The sequence below is a fragment of the Maridesulfovibrio frigidus DSM 17176 genome, assembly GCF_000711735.1.
Taxonomy (GTDB): Bacteria; Desulfobacterota; Desulfovibrionia; order Desulfovibrionales; family Desulfovibrionaceae; genus Maridesulfovibrio; species Maridesulfovibrio frigidus.
Genome location: NZ_JONL01000006.1, coordinates 285,678 through 305,151 on the forward strand (window position 1 = coordinate 285,678; position 19,474 = coordinate 305,151).

24 protein-coding genes and 1 tRNA gene are annotated in these 19,474 nt (G+C 42.3%); 20 read left to right on the forward strand and 5 right to left on the reverse strand.

Annotated elements, in window-relative coordinates; translation table 11 throughout:
* The first annotated feature begins 11 nt into the window (after positions 1 to 11).
* The gene (locus BR06_RS0113430) at positions 12 to 974 is read left to right on the forward strand and encodes a D-2-hydroxyacid dehydrogenase (RefSeq protein WP_031483893.1); all 963 of its coding nucleotides are present in this window, start codon (positions 12 to 14) and stop codon (positions 972 to 974) included.
* A gap of 53 nt (positions 975 to 1,027) precedes the next feature.
* Here the strand turns inward: BR06_RS0113430 and BR06_RS0113435 are convergent, their stop codons facing one another.
* The 3 genes from BR06_RS0113435 to BR06_RS0113445 all read right to left on the reverse strand — a co-directional run bounded on the left by BR06_RS0113435 (position 1,028) and on the right by BR06_RS0113445 (position 2,323).
* On the reverse strand, positions 1,028 to 1,456 hold the full coding sequence (locus tag BR06_RS0113435; RefSeq protein ID WP_031483895.1) for a response regulator: 429 nt from the start codon (positions 1,454 to 1,456) through the stop codon (positions 1,028 to 1,030).
* Between the two features lie 176 nt (positions 1,457 to 1,632).
* A complete protein-coding gene (locus tag BR06_RS0113440; RefSeq protein WP_031483898.1) occupies positions 1,633 to 2,016 on the reverse strand; it encodes a hypothetical protein in 384 nt (127 codons plus the stop codon).
* Positions 2,017 to 2,119: 103 nt separating this feature from the next.
* Entirely contained in the window at positions 2,120 to 2,323 is a 204-nt protein-coding gene (locus tag BR06_RS0113445; protein WP_031483900.1) for a hypothetical protein, read from the reverse strand.
* 212 nt (positions 2,324 to 2,535) lie between these two features.
* Between BR06_RS0113445 and BR06_RS0113450 the strand changes: the two genes are divergently transcribed.
* The 5 genes from BR06_RS0113450 to BR06_RS0113470 all read left to right on the forward strand — a co-directional run bounded on the left by BR06_RS0113450 (position 2,536) and on the right by BR06_RS0113470 (position 6,860).
* Complete coding sequence (locus tag BR06_RS0113450; RefSeq protein WP_031483902.1) at positions 2,536 to 3,153, forward strand: recombination-associated protein RdgC; 618 nt, start codon at positions 2,536 to 2,538, stop codon at positions 3,151 to 3,153.
* A 145-nt stretch (positions 3,154 to 3,298) separates the two neighbouring features.
* Entirely contained in the window at positions 3,299 to 3,832 is a 534-nt protein-coding gene (locus BR06_RS0113455; protein ID WP_031483904.1) for a hypothetical protein, read from the forward strand.
* Positions 3,833 to 3,847: 15 nt separating this feature from the next.
* Entirely contained in the window at positions 3,848 to 4,411 is a 564-nt protein-coding gene (locus BR06_RS0113460) for an arylesterase (protein WP_031483906.1), read from the forward strand.
* A 119-nt stretch (positions 4,412 to 4,530) separates the two neighbouring features.
* A complete protein-coding gene (locus BR06_RS0113465) occupies positions 4,531 to 5,640 on the forward strand; it encodes a patatin-like phospholipase family protein (protein WP_031483908.1) in 1,110 nt (369 codons plus the stop codon).
* Positions 5,637 to 6,860: an ABC transporter substrate-binding protein gene (locus BR06_RS0113470; RefSeq protein WP_031483910.1), complete on the forward strand. Its 1,224-nt coding sequence runs from the start codon at positions 5,637 to 5,639 to the stop codon at positions 6,858 to 6,860. The genes BR06_RS0113465 and BR06_RS0113470 overlap by 4 nt, the downstream gene beginning before the upstream one ends.
* 20 nt (positions 6,861 to 6,880) lie before the next feature.
* Here BR06_RS0113470 and BR06_RS0113475 read toward each other — a convergent pair whose 3' ends face one another.
* Positions 6,881 to 7,561: a TVP38/TMEM64 family protein gene (locus tag BR06_RS0113475; protein WP_031483911.1), complete on the reverse strand. Its 681-nt coding sequence runs from the start codon at positions 7,559 to 7,561 to the stop codon at positions 6,881 to 6,883.
* A gap of 117 nt (positions 7,562 to 7,678) precedes the next feature.
* Between BR06_RS0113475 and BR06_RS0113480 the strand changes: the two genes are divergently transcribed.
* Entirely contained in the window at positions 7,679 to 9,376 is a 1,698-nt protein-coding gene (locus BR06_RS0113480) for a YcaO-like family protein (protein ID WP_031483912.1), read from the forward strand.
* A 54-nt stretch (positions 9,377 to 9,430) separates the two neighbouring features.
* Positions 9,431 to 9,517: transfer RNA gene (locus tag BR06_RS0113485), tRNA-Leu, on the forward strand.
* 53 nt (positions 9,518 to 9,570) lie between these two features.
* Here the strand turns inward: BR06_RS0113485 and BR06_RS20345 are convergent.
* Complete coding sequence (locus BR06_RS20345) at positions 9,571 to 9,738, reverse strand: hypothetical protein (RefSeq protein ID WP_156952709.1); 168 nt, start codon at positions 9,736 to 9,738, stop codon at positions 9,571 to 9,573.
* On the opposite strand from BR06_RS20345, the gene BR06_RS0113495 reads away from it, so the two are divergent.
* The 12 genes from BR06_RS0113495 to BR06_RS0113550 form a co-directional block, all read left to right on the forward strand.
* On the forward strand, positions 9,737 to 10,081 hold the full coding sequence (locus BR06_RS0113495) for a TraK family protein (RefSeq protein ID WP_031483913.1): 345 nt from the start codon (positions 9,737 to 9,739) through the stop codon (positions 10,079 to 10,081). The two genes, BR06_RS20345 and BR06_RS0113495, sit on opposite strands and share 2 nt — an antisense overlap.
* Before the next feature lie 27 nt (positions 10,082 to 10,108).
* The gene (locus BR06_RS0113500; RefSeq protein ID WP_031483914.1) at positions 10,109 to 10,831 is read left to right on the forward strand and encodes a nucleotide-binding protein; all 723 of its coding nucleotides are present in this window, start codon (positions 10,109 to 10,111) and stop codon (positions 10,829 to 10,831) included.
* A 9-nt stretch (positions 10,832 to 10,840) separates the two neighbouring features.
* Positions 10,841 to 11,248 carry a hypothetical protein gene (locus BR06_RS0113505; protein WP_031483915.1) on the forward strand — a complete coding sequence of 136 codons (408 nt, stop codon included), beginning with the start codon at positions 10,841 to 10,843 and terminating at the stop codon, positions 11,246 to 11,248.
* Positions 11,248 to 12,207 (forward strand): P-type conjugative transfer ATPase TrbB, encoded by a 960-nt coding sequence (trbB, locus tag BR06_RS0113510; RefSeq protein ID WP_328285917.1) that lies wholly within the window; start codon positions 11,248 to 11,250, stop codon positions 12,205 to 12,207. The genes BR06_RS0113505 and trbB overlap by 1 nt, the downstream gene beginning before the upstream one ends.
* A complete protein-coding gene (locus tag BR06_RS0113515; RefSeq protein WP_031483917.1) occupies positions 12,194 to 12,508 on the forward strand; it encodes a TrbC/VirB2 family protein in 315 nt (104 codons plus the stop codon). The genes trbB and BR06_RS0113515 overlap by 14 nt, the downstream gene beginning before the upstream one ends.
* Positions 12,505 to 12,780, forward strand: coding sequence for a conjugal transfer protein TrbD (gene trbD, locus BR06_RS0113520; protein ID WP_031483918.1), 276 nt, complete (start codon positions 12,505 to 12,507; stop codon positions 12,778 to 12,780). Before BR06_RS0113515 ends, trbD begins: the two co-directional genes overlap by 4 nt.
* Before the next feature lie 16 nt (positions 12,781 to 12,796).
* Positions 12,797 to 15,220, forward strand: a complete 2,424-nt coding sequence (locus BR06_RS0113525; protein WP_031483919.1) for a VirB4 family type IV secretion/conjugal transfer ATPase — start codon at positions 12,797 to 12,799, stop codon at positions 15,218 to 15,220.
* Entirely contained in the window at positions 15,217 to 16,020 is an 804-nt protein-coding gene (gene trbJ / locus BR06_RS20145; protein ID WP_084154147.1) for a P-type conjugative transfer protein TrbJ, read from the forward strand. The genes BR06_RS0113525 and trbJ overlap by 4 nt, the downstream gene beginning before the upstream one ends.
* A gap of 11 nt (positions 16,021 to 16,031) precedes the next feature.
* Complete coding sequence (gene trbL / locus BR06_RS0113535; RefSeq protein ID WP_031483923.1) at positions 16,032 to 17,180, forward strand: P-type conjugative transfer protein TrbL; 1,149 nt, start codon at positions 16,032 to 16,034, stop codon at positions 17,178 to 17,180.
* A 38-nt stretch (positions 17,181 to 17,218) separates the two neighbouring features.
* Positions 17,219 to 17,881 carry a type IV secretion system protein gene (locus tag BR06_RS0113540; RefSeq protein WP_031483925.1) on the forward strand — a complete coding sequence of 221 codons (663 nt, stop codon included), beginning with the start codon at positions 17,219 to 17,221 and terminating at the stop codon, positions 17,879 to 17,881.
* Positions 17,882 to 17,889: 8 nt separating this feature from the next.
* A complete protein-coding gene (trbG, locus tag BR06_RS0113545) occupies positions 17,890 to 18,873 on the forward strand; it encodes a P-type conjugative transfer protein TrbG (RefSeq protein WP_031483927.1) in 984 nt (327 codons plus the stop codon).
* The coding region (locus BR06_RS0113550; RefSeq protein ID WP_031483929.1) for a hypothetical protein at positions 18,870 to 19,474 on the forward strand (605 nt) is incomplete at its 3' end. The genes trbG and BR06_RS0113550, both read left to right, overlap by 4 nt.

Genomic DNA, 19,474 nt, shown 5'->3' on the forward strand with positions numbered 1-19,474 from the left:
AAGGGATACTTATGAACATGGTAATTCTGGACGGGTACACAGTTAACCCCGGAGACAATCCTTGGTCTGAACTCGCTAAGCTTGGCGACCTGACCGTATTCGACCGCACCATTGCATCAAAAATAATCGAACGTTGCATTGATGCTGACATAATATTTACCAATAAGGTGCTATTTCCCAAAGAAATAATTCAATCCTTACCAAAACTTAAATTTATCTCAGTTCTGGCCACCGGCTATAACACCATAGATTTAGACGCAGCGGCAGAACAAGGAATTATAGTCTCAAATGTTCCGGGCTACTCGCCCCCTTCTGTGGCTCAACATGTTATCGCGCTGCTTTTACACTTTTCAAACAATATCAGCTTGCACGACTCAGCCGTTAAGAACGGAGAATGGTCCACCCAGAAAGACTTCTGCTTCTGGAAGGCTCCATTATTTGAATTGCAAGGCAAGAAAATGGGAATAGTTGGATTTGGGGGCATAGGAAGCAAGGTCGCAGCCCTCGCAAATGCATTTGGAATGGAAATATTAGCTTACGCTCCGCGCCCGAAAACACCACCTTCCTACTCACCTTTCAAGTTTGTGGAATTAGATGAACTCTTCGTGGAATCTGACGTTATATCACTTCACTGCCCGCTCACCGCAGACAATGAACATTTTGTAAACAGCGCCATTCTTAGTACCATGAAAAAAAACGCCATTCTTATCAATACAGCTCGCGGACAGCTTATTAATGAGCAGGACCTTGCAGAATCTCTTCATAACGGAACGATAGGAGGAGCGGCGCTTGATGTCGTTGAAGTAGAGCCAATACTGCCCAATAATCCTTTACTGAAAGCTCCAAACACAGTCATAACGCCGCACATTGCATGGGCAACCCTTGAGGCCCGTAACAGGCTTACAAAAACCACAGTAGAAAACGTGGCAGCCTTTCTAAAAGGCGCACCTATCAACGTAGTGTGTAAAAAATAACGTTACTAATGAGTGATAAAAAGAAAAGATCGACAACCCAGAATGAGGGTTATTTATGCATATTTCTGAACAGCGCTGATGAGATCAGCTTTTCTGACTGGTTTGGTCATAAAAAAATCACACCCGACATCATAAGCCTTGTCCCTGTTTTCGCTTAGAGCATGGGCAGTAACAGCTATAATAGGTGTTTTTTCTAAACCATTATCTTTTTCATACTGACGAATACTGGTGGTGGCTTGATACCCATCGGTAAACGGCATCTCGATATCCATCAATACAAGATCATAACGGTTCTTTTGGTATAATTCAAAAGCTTCCCCGCCATTCTCAGCAACATCAATAGAGTACGGAAATTTTTTTAAATATAACTGAATCAGCAACACATTGTTTTCACAATCTTCAGCAAGCAGAATTTTTAATTCCCTGCTCACATCTGCGGCATTGTCAGTAACTGAATTTTTATTAAGCTCGGTAGACAGCATTAATACACCTTTTTAAACGTCAAAAAACAGACAAACCAACTTCATCGTTTGCCTCAACTTAATCAAGTTAAGATTAATATACTACTGTTTTACTAATCACAACAATTATATGTAAAAAATAACAGCAGTTCTTATTCCAATAAAACTTAATTATGCTAGGCGCACAGCCAAAATAACTAGTTCTGCAATTTCATACTGCGAACACTTTCAGCAAATAATTCAAGGTCATTTTTATCCCCTTCTTTGTATTCTTCAGAGTACAAAAGAGCCGACATAAAAAAAACACTGTTTATCTGAAGAGACTGCGAGGCAGAAAGGGCAAACCTATCAATCCGGTCCATGACGAAAGTCTTGTCTTTCACTTCAAGAACTTGAACAGCCTCATTCACCTGATCAGCAAGAGATGAAAGGAGTAATGCCTTCTTGCGCATAAGCTCTCTGTATGCATCTTCATCTTTATTTTCATAAAGTTCAGATTTTGCAAGACCTTCAATCTCTCTGACTTTTACTGCCTCGATATCCAACAAGTCAGCTATGGCGTGATACGCGTCGTGAACCATGAACTCTCCTTAATTTTGTTTTTTCTATACTGACTATAGGTTTTCAAAAAATCAAAATCAAGTAAGTACTAAACAAAGTGCGTAATTTGTATCACATCTATGTTTAAAGGGAACCGCAAATCTGCCTATAGTTCCCGCACTCCTGCTTATTGATAAATGGGCATGGACCATTCATGAACCATCTCTTGCGAGGACACCAGAATCGCCCCTTAAATGGTTCGTTACACCCCTGCGAAGTAAGTCTCTTTCTTCGCTGATTACCCATTACAATAAAATCGCCATCGGTTTGAACAGTCCAGAGTGTCATAAAGACCTCCTAGCTTATATCAGCTACATAACTGACTAAATCCTCCTGAAAAATTACCTATTTTACAAACATCTGTTATGTAATATATTATGCACCAAATATGCCATACTTACACAGTTGGTTATTCTTTCTCTTTACTTCTGAAAAGAATGATTTTACCCATGACCATCGATGGTGCGCCGCACATGACAAAATATTTTAAGGAGTCAGTTTTGCCTATACTTTCCACCAGTGTCGGACTTACCCGCTACAGGGTTTTAGAAGAAGTTGAAGACGATTTGATCAGGTCGATTCCAGACCTTTTACTAAAATTTGCGTTTAAAGATATCGATCACACAGCAGAAGAAAGATCTTTTGGTTGGGTGAATATGGATGAGATGCTCGATGATAAATGGAATGTATCTCCACCGGAAAAAGGACAATACTACACCTTCGCCCTGCGGTTAGACACTCGCAGAATTCAGCCTGCAGTGCTAAAGAAACATCTGCAGATTGCTCTGAATCACGAGCTTGAAGAAGCTAAAAAAGAAGGTAAAAACTTTATTTCACGCGACAGAAAACGTGAATTAAAAGATCAGGTAACATTAAAATTACGCGCTAGATCCCTTCCGATTCCAGCAATGTTCGATGTTGTATGGAACGCACCAGAGAACAAGATTTATTTTACATGCACCAACTCTAAGGTCATGGAAATGTTTGAAGAATATTTCACAGACACGTTCAATTTAACTCTTGAGCCGCTGACACCATTCTTTTTGGCAATGAACATGCTAGGCGAAGACGCAGCGCAGAAACTAGAATCACTGGACCCAACATATTTCGTCGCTTAAGAAAATAATTAAAAAGCATCACCTGCTTTGTTGCTAAGTAGATCTCGACCTATCCGTACAGACATACGGTTTGATCTTAAACCTACCTATGCTTTGCACTTGATTTTTTTTGGTTATTCCAGATAGCAAATAAAAGGATAATTATATGGATCTCTTACTTCTTGCAGAAAGGGAAAACACCCTGCTTGGCCAAGATTTTTTGACATGGCTGTGGTTTAAAAGCGAAATGAGCGACGGCCAGTTTCAGCTTGATGACGGCGAACGGTTCTTGCTTTTCATGGAACAGCGTATGTCTGTTCAGGGCGGAGAAGGCGAAAACGTCGACACAGCTACTGTTAACTCCTCAAGCGGAGATATGACTGAAGTTCTGATGGGCCTCAAAACCGGTAAAAAGGTTAACCGTGCCCAGATTAGAATGGAAATTGACGAAAACGAATGGCAAGTTCAAATTAAAGCCGAAGATTTTGGCCTTAGCGGACTAAAAACGCCTAAAGTTGAAATGAAAGATGAAGAAGGTGATGATCCTGATTCCAAATTTCTCGAAAAAATATACCTGATTGAAAAGTGTCTGAGTTTATTGGACAGCGTTTATATGGATTTCATCAAGATCAGAATATCCAAAGAATGGCAGGACGAAGTATCAAAATTCCGTCACTGGCTCCGCAACGACGAAGACTAACGCAAGAGAGATAAGATGGCTCAGATAACAATTGCCGCATTTGGTGACAGCCTGACTGAAGGATACGGACTTCCAGCCTACAGTTCTTTTCCTGCCCAACTTGAAAGGAAATTACTCGAGGAAGGATGTCATGTGGAAATTTCGAATTTCGGAGTTTCCGGTGACACTTCAGCTGACGGGCTGTCACGTCTTGTAGATGTTATCGAAAGCAATCCCGACGCGGCGTACATTGAGTTCGGAGCTAATGACTGTTTCCAGTTAGCTGACCCTCAGCAGATAAAAGCTAATATATGCGCCATGGTTGAAGCCTTTCAGGAAGCGTCCATTCCAGTCATCCTGCTTGGCTTCAGGCCCATGAACTTCACTCCCCAATCATACAGTTCTGCATTTAACACCATCTTTCCTGACATTGCTCAAAAATACTCCATCCCCATCTATGAGAGCTTAATGAAAGGTATCGGTGAAAATCCTGAATTCTATCAGCCGGATGGTATCCACCCGAATGATGAAGGTGTTGCCATCATGGTTGAAAACATCCTTCCGATATTCAAAGATTTTCACAAAGAACTGACAGCATAAGCTTTCGCTCTACTTTTTTTAAGAGGTTGCCTTTACTGCTCTTTTACTGCTCTTTTACTGATTAGCATTGTAATTTTACCCCAACAAAGCTATCTTTTTCCAAAGTAAACGGAGAAAGAATGGAAAGCACAGTCAATTCAGAGCCTAAAAAAGTATCTGCAAAAGCAAATGACCGACCTTCAATAGCACTAATTATAGGTTCTGAAGGAATTAAATCGTTCTGCGCCCTGCCGTTTATAGAATATTTACAAGAACAGAAAGTTACAATCGACCTTGTAATAGGGGTCAGTGGCGGAGCACTTATAGCGGCGTTTCTCGGAGCTGGGTACAATCTCAAGCAGATTCAGGACGTTTTTGCAAAAGCTGTCGACCCTCGCTTTTTCAGAGATATAAATTTCAAATCAGTCATGGACATAGCCGACATGGGGCTGGGAAAATTTAATGCTGAATCAGGTATTTTAAATACTGACGCTATCCGAAAAACCTACGAGACTTTATTTAAAAAACTAGACATATCTGATCTCAAGCCCAAAACCTTGATGACGACAACGGACCTTGCCACGGGTAAACCTGTCATTTTAGAAAAAGGGAATGTGGCTCAGGCCATTTATGCCAGCAGCGCAATCTATCCTTTAATGGCTCCGGCAAATATTGACGGGCAAAAATTAATTGATGGATCTTTTTCCTCGCCCGTTCCCGTTATGGAATGCGTGAAGCGCAATATCGATATAATTATTGCAATCTATTTTGATGACGCCTGCAACCCCGAGCCTGAAAATTTTCTGGAGAGCTATTTCAATTCTTCACGCATTTTCAAAAGATCCATACTTACCAGCCAGCTACCTCTCTGCATAGACATGCACCATCACGAAATATTGCCAGTTTATATTAAACACCCTCGCCCCATTGAAATGTGGGAGATTAAAAAATTAAATGAAATAGTTCATGCTGGAAAAGTAGCTTTAACCGCTCAAAAAGGTAATTTTAAAGACGCTATTTTTGAATTTAAAAAGAAAAGACAGATAAAAGAAGAAAAGCTACGCCTCAAAGAAGAAGACCGGAAATTAAACGAAGAGCGGAAAAGCTTAAAAGAAGAATCTTCCTCAAAAACAGCTAAAGAACCTGAAGCTGTTAAGTCTCCTAAAGCCGTAGAAAAAGAGTCCGCGCCTATCAAAAGAAAGATAACAATCACTAAATCTAAAAGAGCCAAGAGAGGGTCCGGGTCATGAAAAAACTGATACTGACTATTGCTTTTTTGATTTTATTCTCATCAGCAGTTTCAGCTGGGGAGCTAAATCTTGGCGGGCTTTTCCAAATAAAAGGGAAAAGCGCTCTTACAGCTCAAGAAGCCATGAATGGAGCAATTTTAGCAATTAAAAAGTTCAATGATGCCAGCCATGACCTTAAAATACAAATTGACCTAGAATCCCCAACGGATGACCCGCGCGAAATAATCAAAGCTGTTAGTGAGCTCACCAGTACGACCGGGATTTCAGCCGCCACCGGAGTCATCTCAAGTGGGACAGCACTCACCGCAGGGCCAGCCTTTCAAGCTGCGCAGGTTCCTTTCTTAAGTACAGGAGCGGAAATAGACGGATTAACCGGCCCCGAAACACCAAACGTCTTCACACTGGCAGTTCCTGATAGCACAATAGGCAGACACTTAGCTAAATATACCTACGCTACACTTGAAGCTGAAAATATTTTCCTGATCAGATCAAGTATGAGTGATGCCATTGCAGGACAGGCTGAAAGCTTTGCCCAAAATTATAAAAAACTGGGCGGAACAATCCTTAAGCAACTCGAGATCACAACAAAAAACTCAGACTTATCATATATAATCAACGCCATTGAAGCTCTTGCGCCTCTGCCTGAATCTGACAGCAAAACGACAATAAAGGAGATGGGTGCCACTAATTTTATCGATGAAGGCGCAGTGTTCATAACACAAAACCGCACATCTCCCCCTGAAATTCAAGAAATTGAAGCAATTGTAATTCTAACTTCAACAAAAGTAAGCACCGAACTTCTCAGTCTGATGAAAGAGAAAAAAATAAACTACAACATCGTTGGTGGAACCAACTTTGATGCAGTCACCATAGTAAAGCCGATTGAATCATGGCCGGGAAATATTGTTTTCGCATCGCAAGCCAGCCTGACTCGCCCGGACAAACTGGTAACTCTGTTCGTTAAAGCTTATTCTGAAATGTTCGGAACAAAACCGCTAACAGGATATTCAGCACTTGGCTTTGACTCCATATCGCTGCTGGCTCACGCAGCCGGAAAGACCGGAAATAAATCTGCAAACATTAGAGCAAACCTATCCGCCACCAAGAATTTCCAAGGGGTTTCAGGGAATATTACGTTTGTAGGAAGAAGCGCACAGAAGCCTTTGTACATTATCCAATCTGACAGAGGCGAACTCTCCTTAGCCGCGGAAATGCAGTAATAAACAATCAAATTAAAGCCCTAGTTTGATTTGCAAAGGCTTTTTTTGATCCCTTTAATAAGTAATAATATCACAGCTCCAGCTCCGACTAAAACACCCACGAGTTCATAGCTGACAGTCCCTTTAGTCACGCCTGATTGTAGTAAATGCCCACCAGCAGTCAAAAATATCGTCTCGGGTATCAAGCACAAAACACTCATAACTAAATAAGGCAGAAACCGCACACCAGTCACCGACCACAAGTAGTTTGCCAGAGAATATGGAACCACCGGCACGATGCGACTAAGAGCAAGAATCTTCAGAGGATGTTCCTTGCTCAGCATTTCTAAATCCAAAAAATATGAATTTGAACTAAATTTGCGCAAAATTCTTTTTCTAAAGACAAATCTCCCAAGAAAAAAGGCTATTGCAGATCCTGCCCCCATACCGATAAGGCTAAACGCTGCTCCTTTAAAAGTTCCGAAAAGCAGCCCCGCAACAACAGTAAACAGCGTTTGCGGAAAAACGATACAAAGCGCAACCATATTTACTAGGATAAATATCACCGGAGCTAAGTTGCCACTGCTCTCTACCCAGTGAACAATATCTTGGATATGACCTTCACCATACTTTTCAACAGCATAGGAAATAATTCCAACAACCAGTAAAATTATAACACCATGCAAAAATGTTTTGCTTTTTAGACAATCTTTTATAACCATATTTACCTACTTCACTTGCGAGCTTAAATATCCTACCATCACGGTTCGAACATAATAGCGGTTACATATTTAATTATCAACATGAGATGCTGTTTACCAGCAAAATCAAGGAAATACATGCGCTACCAACTTAAACTTATGGATACCCTTTCTGGAACAGGCTGTTTTGCAGCTCTACCCGTACCTAACTTAAGTTTTTCCGAAGTCTTAAAGCATTTGGAAGAGCACCCGTATGACGAGTTCATGCACCGCCACATGCTTGATATGCTCGGCAAGCACCGCACCCGTAAAATAGAAAAATTAATCACTGAAATAAAAGGTAATCCGAATAAAAAAGTTCTCGCAGCACTAATTTATGAAGCCTGCTTGACTCATCCTAAACTGTCGTCACTAAAAGATAAAGTTGAACAAGAATTTGATTCACAAGAACTGAAGAATTTTACGCCAACTCTGCATCTACGTTCCCATAGATTAACAGATCAGCCTCTGCATAACCAGTGGACATTAGTTCTATCTGAAAACATGGAAGAGCACGCAGATCTACCCACCCCCGAAGAAACAGGACTCCCTCTCTTATACGACATTGAAAAACTTCCTCCTAAAATTTCCATCGATGCCGCATCGGTCAAAGCTTCACTCGAAAAAGAAGCGAAACTTCCACCAGCGAAAGAACGTGCTCCAATAGCAGAGGTCACTGCTCACGCAATGAAACAACTTGAAGCTATGGAAGTTTTTCTTGGACCTCAAATGCGCCAGAAAGGATGCCTAAGCCCTGCGGCAGTTCTTCAACATTGGCAAATAAAAACAAAAAGTGACAACGGTTCATTTTCAAACTCATTAGATGCAATCCAGACCAGCTACGGTCGAGGATTCTCTCTAATAAACGCTCAAGTTTCCTGCGCTATGGAAGTAGCTGAGCGTGTGAGTTCATACGGTAGTATAGGTAAAGCAGGAGTGCTCAACAGAGCTAATCCTTCCCCAGTTATCCAAGGCCGTTACGAAGAGCTCTCAAAGAATCACAACGCACTAGACCCTTCCACAATATCTCTTGAATATCCTTACGAAGGGCAATCTCTATGGTGGATGGAAGCTGAAAGGTTTAATGGCAAAGAATATGAACTGGTACTTGTCCCGGTTCAGCACGTATTTCTCTTCTGCAACCTTGATGAACAAAACCTATTCAGCGGTCTAAGTTCAACCGGACTTGCCTCAGGCAACACCTTCGCCGAAGCACAGCTTAGCGGACTGCTCGAAGTTCTTGAGCGTGATTCAGATTCAACTTTGCCTTTTGATAAAGAAAGATGTTTCACAATCGAAAGCGATAACGCCGAAGTTCAAAAACATTTAGGAGATCTGAAAGATTTAGGAATCCACGTATGGTTCCAAGACATGACTTCCGAGCTAGGAGTCCCCTGCTACCGTGCTTTTGCTGTCGGAAGGCTAGGTGATATCAATAAAGGCGGTGGATGCAACCTAGACGGCAAGCGCGCGTTACTATCCGCCCTGACAGAAGTACCTTACCCCTTCCCCGGCCCTGCAACATCGCCATGTCCTGAAGGACTACCCGTTCGCAAGCTGGAAGATCTACCAGACTTTTCCACTGGCAGCGCGGATGGCGACGTAATGGTGCTAGAAAATCTTCTGGTAAAAAACGAATTCTACCCAATATACGTAGACCTAACGCGAAAAGAACTAGGAATACCCGTTACCCGTGCAATCATACCGGGTCTTGAGATAGTTTCAGACATGGACAAGTTCTCACGCATCAGCCCGAGACTTTTCAGAAATTACCTTGAAATAAAAAAAGTGCTATAATAAGCTATTGTTTCTTGACTAGTTAACAGACAAAGTATAAATACATTTCTCCGTGCCCGGATGGCGGAATTGGTAGACGCAAGGGACTTAAAATCCCTCGAGCTTCGGCTTGTACGAGTTCAAGTCTCGTTCTGGGTACCACGGTTAAATCAAGGGTTTACGAACAATTTTAGGATTGTTTGTAGACCCTTTTTTTATGCCATTTCTCTGATTTGTCCCACTCCTGTCCCACCTATTGTCAATAAAAGACCACTCCAAACAACTGCGACAGCTCTAACTGCCGCACTCTTTTCGTGCGTCCAACGCCTCATTTCAGCATCTACATACATTTCTTTCATTAATAAAACAAAGAGAGACAACATGATCTCTAAGATAACCCCTTCCGTACACGGCATAGGACGGGTTCAATATTTAGCCCTTAAAGCAGATATCGAAGCAAACCTCATCGCTGGACATACGCGGATAGCAATCCACAATCACTATGCCGAGCAAGGTAAGATAACCTTCAGCTATAAAAGATTTTGCTACTATGTGAGCCATTACAGCTCTACCTGCATGCAAAAAAATCAAGATTCAAAACCTTCTCCAATTCTATCAGCCACATCACTTCCAGCGAATACAAACAGCCCTGTTCAATTAGAACAAGGCCAAAAATTTGCGCACGAGAAAAACCTTTCAGATGAAAACATTAAAGACCTCACATAAACAATAAAACCATTTTCAGGAGTTAACATGGCGACTATCCACATGATTTTACAGGGCAAAGGCGGCGTAGGTAAAAGCCTCATTGCAAGTATTCTTGCCCAGCACCTGCTTGAAGATGAAAAAGAAGTCTTTTGCGTAGACACAGATCCAGTCAATGCAACTTTCGCCGGCTACAAGAGATTCAATGTAACTGCTCTTGATATAATGAAGGAAGACGACATTGATCCTAGAAGCTTTGACAAGCTTTCAGAAATGATGGCTGAGCTTCCAGACAATTCTCATATGGTTATAGATAACGGTGCGGCCACATTTGTTCCTCTAGCCAGTTACCTTGCTGAAAACGAAGTCTTCGACCTGCTTAAGGGGCGCGGACATTCTATCAACCTTCACAGCGTCATCACCGGAGGACAGGCTCTTCCAGATACATTGAGCGGACTAAACTCATTACTCAATGCTTTTCAAGATATCCCTATTTACGTGTGGCTGAATGGCTACTTCGGCCAAATCAGCAACGAAGGTAAAAACTTCGAAGAATTCAAAATTTATCAAAACAACATTGAGCGTTTTGCTGCTCTCATCAAACTTCCGCAGAAGAAAAAAGAAACCTTCGGGAAAGATTTAGAAAATCTTCTTTCATCCCGCCTGTCATTTCAAGAAGCCATTCAAGGCGAAACTCCGCTTATGATGAAACAGCGTCTGCACATGATGTGGCGTGAAATCAGAGCTGAACTGATTAATAGCGGTTTATAGGCAAAAACCATGACTGCCGATACAAACAGCCCCCTCACCATCCAGAAAGTGCGTGATCTCATTACTGAGAAGCATAACACCTTACTTGATGAGAACGACCCCATTCTCATGCTTGTAACTATGCATCGCGCCTTTCTGGATGAGTATGAATTGATGCTGAGTCAGCAGACGGCAAAAGCCGAAGAACACATGAATGAGCATGTGAAAGCTTTTGCAACAGAAGTTCGTAAGTCAACCAACATCCTTTTGAGCAAGGCAGTCAAATCCAACGTTGAGAACTGCATTGCTGAAATCGGCCAGCATCAAGAAGTCATGTCTAACTTCCTCTCTACAATCAAAACGTGGAGTATCTTCGCCGGAATAATGCTCATTCTATCAGTAACCACAACTCTTTCAGTTCTTGTGTGGGGTTCATGATGAAAGATCGTCTTGTAAACAACCTGCTCCACAATATGGGGCTGAGCATAATAGAGGCTCTTGAAGATGAAAATGTTGTAGAAATAATGGTTAACCCTGACGGCAAACTTTGGGTCGAAAAGCTCGGCGAAGAAATGAAGATTGTCGGCAAAATATCTGAGATTCAGACAGCCATGATCATATCACTGGTTGCCAGCGCACTTAAAACAACCGTGACCGCTGACAACCCTATAGTTGAAGGGGAACTTCCTAAAGCATCACCGCTTAATGGCAGTCGATTCGAAGGAATTTTCCCTCCAATTGTAGAGGCTGCTTCTTTTACTATTCGTAAGAAAGCAAGCCGCGTTTTTCCACTTGAAGATTATGTCCAGAGTGGGGTCATGACACTTGATGCAATGAACTCCATCAAAGAGGCCATTGAAAGCAAAAAAAACATCGTAGTTGTCGGCGGCACAGGCTCTGGAAAAACGACGCTAGTGAATGGAATCATAAAAGCCATTTCCATAATTTCTCCATATGACCGACTTGTCATACTCGAAGACACTTCTGAATTGCAAAGTCATTCACACAACACAATTTCTCTACGCTCTTCAGATCATACCTCCATCCAAAACTTGGTTCGGGCGACCATGAGACTTCGCCCGGACCGGATACTCGTTGGGGAAGTAAGAGGTGGAGAAGCTCTTGATCTACTCAAAGCTTGGAACACAGGACATCCCGGTGGAATTGCAACAGTTCATGCAAATTCTGCGGCTGAAGGATTGCTCCGAATTGAACAGCTCATACTAGAAGCAAGCACCTCCCCTATGCCCAATCTGATCGGATCAGCTGTGGACTTTTTGATCTACATCCGCCGCACCAAAACAGGCCGGATTGTTTCAGAAATAGCCACAGTGTCCAGCTATGACTCTCATAACCATAAATACAATTTGGAGTATATTTACAGTGAAGAAAAATAACCTCCTCTGTTTACTGGCTTTGGCCTTGATAATCCTGATGCCTGAAAATGTTTTTGCATCCAATTCCATCAGTGAATTCGACAGCCCTTTTGAGGCTGTTGTCGGAACTATTACCGGCCCAGTAGGACGCTGGATATCAATAGCAGCCATGGGTCTCACAGGCGTAACTTTCGTAATGAAAAAAGATGAAATTCAAGGAGGATTCAGGCTGTTACTTGGAGTGGTATTCGGAATCGCATTCATAGCTTTCGCTTCATCAATTGTAGACGGTTTGTTCAGTTTCAGCGGAGCGGTACTATGAGAGTAGTCCCTATACACAGGTCGCTTCACAAACCTTCGATGGTGATGGGTGCAGAGCGGGAACTTGTTATGTTCTCAGCTCTAATTTCGATACTTGTCGGGATAGGTGGATTTACTCTTCTATCAGCCTTAGCGGGACTTATTTTTTGGATGGTGACCATCTTCATACTTAGACAAATGGCCAAGTCAGATCCGCAAATGTCTAAAGTCTGGTGGAAGCATCATAAACAGCAGGATTATTATTCTGCTCGCGCAACTCCGTGGCGTAATTAAGAGGAATGATAAAAATATGATTTCTCTTAAAGATTACCGCAATACGGCTAAAGGTTTACCGGATTTGCTTCCATATGCAGCAATGATCGGAAACGGTGTTTTGCTCTGCAAAGACGGTTCATTACTTGCCGGCTGGAAGTTCAGATCACAGGACACTGCATCAAGCACTCCTGATGAACTAGCAACAGTCAGCAGCAGAGTTAACAACGCTCTTAAGGCACTAGAATCAGGTTGGATGCTTCATGTAGAAGCTGTACGTTCTCCGGCCCGTGAATATCCTCATCCTGGTTCAAGCTTTTTCCCCGACAAAGTAACATCAATGATTGAAGATGAACGGCGGGAAATTTTCCAGTCTGCCGGAACTTTTTACGCCACTGAGACATATATAATTGTCACCTATAAGCCAGAATTCACAGCGCAAAAGCTGAGTGAGTTGGCATATACCAATGCAGTCGCAAGCACCCCTTTTGAAAAAGCACTTACAAAATTTCTGACAGTTCTAAGAGAGCTTGAAGATTCTCTATCACTTTCAATGTACCTCGACCGGCTTAAGGATGAATCCTTTGAAGATGAATATGGAAATCTCAAAAATAGTTCTTCATTATTGGCCTTTCTGAACAAGTGCATAACCGGCGAGGACCACACTGTTCTGCTTCCCAGCACACCAATGTACCTCGATGCTCTGCTCGGCGGGCAAGACCTTATTGGAGGGCTTCAGCCAGCTATCGGGAATAAACTTATAAAGGTCATATCAATTGATGGATTGCCACAGGAAAGCTGGCCATCAATGCTTTCTTGTTTTGAAAGCCTATCCATTGAATACAGATTTTCAAGCAGATTTATCTGCATGGATCAATTCGAATCTCTCAAGGAACTCGAAAAATATAGAAAAACATGGAGACAGCAGGTTTTCAAGTTTTGGGATTCAATGTTCAACAATCCCAATGCCAGAGCCAATCGGGATGCTCTTTCTATGGCCGAAGATTCAGAAGAAGCCATAGAAGAGATTCAATCCGGATTTGTCGGTGCAGGATTTTATACAGCATGCATAATTTTGCTTGGAGAAGACCTTCAAGAGCTTGAGGACAACACTAGAGAACTTCGACGCATGATTCAAAGCCGAGGTTTTTCCTGTCGAATCGAATCCATAAATGCATTGGACGCGTGGCTCGGAACTCACCCTGGCAACTCCACTGCTAATGTTCGCAGACCGATCATTAACACTATGAATCTAGCTGATCTTTTGCCCCTCGCAACTATATGGGCTGGCAGAGAGCATAATCCTTCACCAAAATTTCCACCTTCATCCCCGCCTCTAATGTTCTGTGCAACAGATGGTTCAACACCATTCAGGTTGAATCTTCATGTGGATGATCTTGGTCATACTTTAGTTTTCGGTCCGACCGGCGCAGGTAAATCGACCCTTCTCGGAATTATCGCAGCCCAATTCAGACGCTACCCTGAAGCCACAGTCTTTGCTTTTGATAAAGGCAAATCCATGTTGCCTCTCTGTAAAGGAGTCGGAGGATCGCATTATGAAATAGCTGGTGAAGATTCCACTCTAGCTTTTGCTCCACTGCAAAACATTGATTCAGATGCAGAACAAAGCTGGGCCACAGAATATATTGAAAACCTAGTCACTTTACAGGGGCTGACGGTTCTACCTGCTCACCGTAATGCAATCCATGTCGCCATGAGCAGAATACGTGAAAACCCTTCAAACATAAGGTCTTTGACTGATTTTTATCACAGCCTTCAAAATGAAGAATTAAAGGAAGCCATCAAGCATTACACCAGAGAAGGTTCCATGGGAGTCTTACTGGATGCATCTTCGGATGATCTCGGAATATCAAATTTCATGGTGTTTGAAATTGATGAGATAATGAACCTTGGTGACAAAAATTTAATTCCTGTTCTTCTCTATCTTTTCCACCGCATAGAAAAAGCTCTTACCGGACAACCCGCTCTTTTAATTCTGGATGAAGCATGGATCATGCTTGGCCACAAAGTATTCAAAGAAAAAATCAGAGAATGGCTCAAAGTTTTGCGTAAGGCTAACTGTGCAGTTGTACTTGCTACGCAGTCTTTGTCTGATGCTGTCAGATCTGGAATTTTAGATGTTCTTGTAGAATCCTGTCCTACAAAAATATTCCTGCCTAATCCGTCCGCAATTCAAGAAGATCAATTCAAATTGTACAATGGCCTAGGTCTAAACGGTCGCCAAATTCAAATCATAGCATCCTCTACTCCTAAGAGAGATTACTACATCGTTTCCCCAGAAGGACGCAGATTAATTGACCTTGCGCTCGGCCCTGTAGCTCTCTCCTTTGTGGGTTCTGCTGACAAAATATCCCTTTCACGCATTAAAGAACTCTCATCAAAAAATGGTGAAAACTGGCCATTAAAATGGATCGAAGAAAGACGAGGAGATTTTAGATGAAATTACTAATAGCGAACATTCTTCTTTTGCTTTTGCTCACAGCAACTCCAGCCTCTGCAATGGTAGTCACCTGCACCAACTGTAGTGATAAATTTTTGCAGATTTTAGAGCGAGCCACAAACATCGAACAGCTCCAATCCCTTTATAAAACTTATGCTGAAGAGATGATGCAGACTCAGCAGCAAATCATGATGGTACAGCAAAATATCCAGCAATATACCAACATGATCAAGAACACTATTCGCCTGCCGTTTGCCATTAAAAACAGTGTAATAAGAGATTTTAAGAGACTAGCTAACATATCCAAAAATCTGGTTACCACTGTCGGCGACCTTGAAGTTTTAGATGGAGTCTACGAGGCGCAATTTCCAAGTTTCAATTCAGCAAAACAACTCACAGATCTTCCGAATGAGGAACTAAATCCCAAATATAAGGAGTACTGGTCACAGTGGTCTGCAAGAGTTGATGAAGCCACAAAAGCAACCTTTAAGCTATCAGGACAGCAACTGAAAGACCTCGGTGAATCCGAAGAGTTTGATTCACAAATTGAAGATCTTCTGAGTTCTCCTGATGGGCGTATGCAAGCCCTTGAAGCGGCAAACCAACTTGCCAGCATTCAGATACAGGAAATCAGAAATTTAAGAGCTCTTTTAGCTGTCCAAGCACAAAATACAGCTCTCATTAATGAAAAGGCTGAGAAGGACGAACAAATTCTGAGACACGATCAGGACAAGTTCTTTAATACAAACTTTAAGGACATCCGCATGGAAGATGCGGGTCCTGAACCTCTCGGATTTTAGGGGTGTCAGTCATGCAAATAGGCAAAACTGTACTCTACTTATCCCCTGCTCTAGTAGTCGTGATGCTGTTGTCTTTTTCAACAACGTCCCATGCTCAAGAAGTTGAAATACTGTCTCAAATAGCGGTTCAATTTCATTCTAAAGCAAGTCAGTGGGATGAACTTTTGACTGAACACGCTTTAGTATTGTTTCGCCTTCTATTGATTTTGGATGTTTGTCTTCTAGGAATAAAAATCGCCCTCAAACGTACAGAAATTCAAGATGCCTTTGCTGAGTTCATAATGCTGGTACTATACGCAGGATTAATGCTCTCAGTTGTTATCTACTATAAAGATTGGACAAATCAGCTAATCACAGGACTGACAGGCATTGCTCAAGAATTGGGTGCGCCTCCAGTAACGGCAGGAAGCATTTTTCTAGCAGGAGTTCAGATATTTGAAACGCTTCTGGATAGTCTAACTGTAAACGTTGCCAAATCACTTGGCATAATCATTATTGCCATAGCAATTTGCATAACTTTCTCACTAATCGCCGCTCAAGTTATTTTAGTAAAATGTGAAGCGTACATCATCTTGAATGCGGGAATTATCTTACTCGGATTCAGTGGTTCAAAGATCACCAAAGATTACGCAATAAATTTCATTAAATATGCTTTTTCAGTCTCCGTAAAACTATTTGTAATGCAACTCCTGCTGGCTCTCAGCATCGATTTTATCACTGAGTTCAGAAACACCGGCGCAAGTTTTGACCGTGTTCTAGTCGTGCTTGGTGCTTCAATTGTGATCCTAGCCTTATCCATGTCTATTCCCGACATAATTTCCGGCCTCATCAACGGACCTTTAGCTTCATCTGGAAGCTACCTCACATCTTCTGTCTCGGCAGTTAGCACCGGAGTCATGGCCGCAACTCAAGGTATGCGAGGAATGGCAGGAGGTGCTGTGGATGCAAAACGTGGAGTTGATGCCGTTCGCGAGGCAAGCTCTTTCGCGGACTCTGCTGGAATGAGTGGATTTGGAAAACTCGGTCATATGGCATCCACAGGAGTCAATGCCATGAGAGACAACCTGTCCCCGACCAAAACAAGCGGAGTCCGTAGCAGCGTAAAAACACAACATGAAACATTCAAGATGGGACAGGCATCGGATGATCCAAAAGAGTAATTTCCTAAGCAAACGATCCTTAACCTTGGAGTTTCAGCATGTCAGATAACAACGCAGAATCACCCTATATCTCCGCCAAAGAAGAATGGTTTGAGCGGTACGGCTGCTATATAAAAAGCCGCAACCAGTGGAGGTCTGCCGCTCTAGGACTCATCGTCATTACTGTTCTTTGCCTGACTGGAAACATCATTCAGATCACACAGAACAAAGTCATTCCCTATGTGGTTGAAGTAGACAAACTCGGCCACTCTGTTGCGGTTAGACGTGCAGATCAGGCAGTCAATGTGTCCGACAGGATCATTCAAGCTGAAATTGCAAATCTCATTATTAATTGGCGTTCAGTCACTGCGGACATTGGCCTTCAGAAAAAGATGGTCACTAAAATGTCCTCATTTGTGACCGGGGCTGCTCGCGGTGCAACACGCAGTTGGTACGAAGCAAACAATCCTTATGAACGAGGTCAGAAGATTCTCGTTGAAGTCGATATTAAAGGAATTCCTCTTCCTGTCAGCAGTGAAAGCTGGCGCATCGAATGGCTGGAAACAATCCGCAACCATTCCGGTGTGGCCATGTCCAGCACCAAGTATGAAGCAACTTTGAAGGTCCGCATTTCTTCCCCAACAACAGACAGCCAAATTATCAGGAATCCTGCCGGTGTTTATATCACTGAATTGTCCTGGGCAAAACTTCTTGAGCAATAGGAGCCATAATGAACCGAATTATTTTCATATCATTCTGCCTTGTTTTACTGACTTGTAACTCTGTCTCGGCAGCACCAGAAGCAGAACCACAAGGACTGATGAACAAAGTTTTTGCAAAGCACAGTCCTACTCCTGCGAACAATACAGGAGGGAATCGCAAAGAGCTGAGAGAAGTGGCAATTAACCAGCCCGTTCCAGACTACATCAGCAAAACGAAAGTTCGTCTGAACACTAAAGAGTGGAAGGCATTAAAGCTTTCCAACGAATGGATGAACAGAAAAATCAACCCCATAATGCAGAGCAATGGCAAGGTTGTTTATGTTTTCGGAGCCACTCTGCCGACCATCATATGCACACCGCTTATGGCTTCAGATCTAGAGCTTCAGCCCGGTGAAAACGTCAATGATGTCATTGTCGGAGATACAGCAAGATGGATTGTTGTTGTCGCTCAGTCGGGTGTTCCGGGACGGGAAAGCACTCACCTCGTTATTAAGCCGCTTGATGCAGGACTTGTAACGACCGCAGTTATTACTACCGACCGTAGAACTTACCATCTCAAACTTGTATCGCGCCGCAAGGGTTACACCCCATATGTCGCGTTTATCTACCCTGAAGATCAGGAGAAAATCCTCAAGGCCAGCCTCAAGAAAAAACGCCGCAAAGAGTCATGGGAAACCACGGAAATTGAAGGAAAACCAACAGACATTTCTGCTCTTGATTTTGGATACGCCATCACAGGGGATGATGCAGGCTGGAAGCCAATGCGAGTCTACAATGACGGGATCAGAACCTTCATTCAGCTCCCCAGAACATCCACACAAACTGAAATTCCTGTCCTGCTTGTTGAGAAAGCTGGCGAGGAAGCAATCGTTAATTACAGGGTCAAAGGCAACGCCATGATCGTGGATGAGATCTTTGAAAAAGCAATTCTAGTCGCCGGTACAGGCATGGATCAGGAAAAAGTTGAAATCAAAAGATTGGAGGACAAATGATAAACATCACTTTAAAAGATTCTTGGAAAATAAATGCAGGATTGTTAGAAATAATCCCTGCTGAAAATCTTATTTTTCAATACAAAAATGAACAAATAAAGACCTTCTTGGATGTCATAAAATCTTTGCCAGAAGACAAAAAAATCTTCGCTCAGCTTCCCGTTTTACTTAAGTATAAAGATCAACCAGAAGACGACATTCTGTCTCGAATCGTCATGAACAATTGCTTAACTGGTTTTTTTATACGTTTTTGTGCAACGGTAGCTCTTCCCTCTTCAATAAACGAGAACCATATATGGGATTCTGAATGGTTCTATTTTCCAGAATACAATTTAGATGAAATAGAAATAAATCTTCAAGCTTGGGTTGAAAGAAAGCGCAAAGATTTAGCGAATAGTTCGATATCCCATGGCATATTTTCAATTATCCATGCCCCAAGTGTCTTATCCACACCGGAGTGTATTGTAGATAAAACAAAATTTTATGATGCACTAAAAAACCTACCTGAGAATGCAACTGTATTTAAGCAAGTCCCTGACTTAGAAAAAATAAATAACGTTCAAGTAAAAAAGAATCTTCACGAGACAATAGAAGATGCGAA

Bases quoted from the DNA above. Each gene is read 5' to 3' on its own strand.
- BR06_RS0113430 (WP_031483893.1), top strand. From the start codon at position 12: ATGAACATGGTAATTCTGGACGGGTACACAGTTAACCCCGGAGACAAT.
- BR06_RS0113435 (WP_031483895.1), bottom strand. From the start codon at position 1,456: ATGCTGTCTACCGAGCTTAATAAAAATTCAGTTACTGACAATGCCGCA.
- BR06_RS0113440 (WP_031483898.1), bottom strand. From the start codon at position 2,016: ATGGTTCACGACGCGTATCACGCCATAGCTGACTTGTTGGATATCGAG.
- BR06_RS0113445 (WP_031483900.1), bottom strand. From the start codon at position 2,323: ATGACACTCTGGACTGTTCAAACCGATGGCGATTTTATTGTAATGGGT.
- BR06_RS0113455 (WP_031483904.1), top strand. From the start codon at position 3,299: ATGGATCTCTTACTTCTTGCAGAAAGGGAAAACACCCTGCTTGGCCAA.
- BR06_RS0113460 (WP_031483906.1), top strand. From the start codon at position 3,848: ATGGCTCAGATAACAATTGCCGCATTTGGTGACAGCCTGACTGAAGGA.
- BR06_RS0113465 (WP_031483908.1), top strand. From the start codon at position 4,531: ATGGAAAGCACAGTCAATTCAGAGCCTAAAAAAGTATCTGCAAAAGCA.
- BR06_RS0113470 (WP_031483910.1), top strand. From the start codon at position 5,637: ATGAAAAAACTGATACTGACTATTGCTTTTTTGATTTTATTCTCATCA.
- BR06_RS0113475 (WP_031483911.1), bottom strand. From the start codon at position 7,561: ATGGTTATAAAAGATTGTCTAAAAAGCAAAACATTTTTGCATGGTGTT.
- BR06_RS0113480 (WP_031483912.1), top strand. From the start codon at position 7,679: ATGCGCTACCAACTTAAACTTATGGATACCCTTTCTGGAACAGGCTGT.
- BR06_RS0113495 (WP_031483913.1), top strand. From the start codon at position 9,737: ATGATCTCTAAGATAACCCCTTCCGTACACGGCATAGGACGGGTTCAA.
- BR06_RS20345 (WP_156952709.1), bottom strand. From the start codon at position 9,738: ATGTTGTCTCTCTTTGTTTTATTAATGAAAGAAATGTATGTAGATGCT.
- BR06_RS0113500 (WP_031483914.1), top strand. From the start codon at position 10,109: ATGGCGACTATCCACATGATTTTACAGGGCAAAGGCGGCGTAGGTAAA.
- BR06_RS0113505 (WP_031483915.1), top strand. From the start codon at position 10,841: ATGACTGCCGATACAAACAGCCCCCTCACCATCCAGAAAGTGCGTGAT.
- trbB (WP_328285917.1), top strand. From the start codon at position 11,248: ATGAAAGATCGTCTTGTAAACAACCTGCTCCACAATATGGGGCTGAGC.
- trbD (WP_031483918.1), top strand. From the start codon at position 12,505: ATGAGAGTAGTCCCTATACACAGGTCGCTTCACAAACCTTCGATGGTG.
- BR06_RS0113525 (WP_031483919.1), top strand. From the start codon at position 12,797: ATGATTTCTCTTAAAGATTACCGCAATACGGCTAAAGGTTTACCGGAT.
- trbJ (WP_084154147.1), top strand. From the start codon at position 15,217: ATGAAATTACTAATAGCGAACATTCTTCTTTTGCTTTTGCTCACAGCA.
- trbL (WP_031483923.1), top strand. From the start codon at position 16,032: ATGCAAATAGGCAAAACTGTACTCTACTTATCCCCTGCTCTAGTAGTC.
- BR06_RS0113540 (WP_031483925.1), top strand. From the start codon at position 17,219: ATGTCAGATAACAACGCAGAATCACCCTATATCTCCGCCAAAGAAGAA.
- trbG (WP_031483927.1), top strand. From the start codon at position 17,890: ATGAACCGAATTATTTTCATATCATTCTGCCTTGTTTTACTGACTTGT.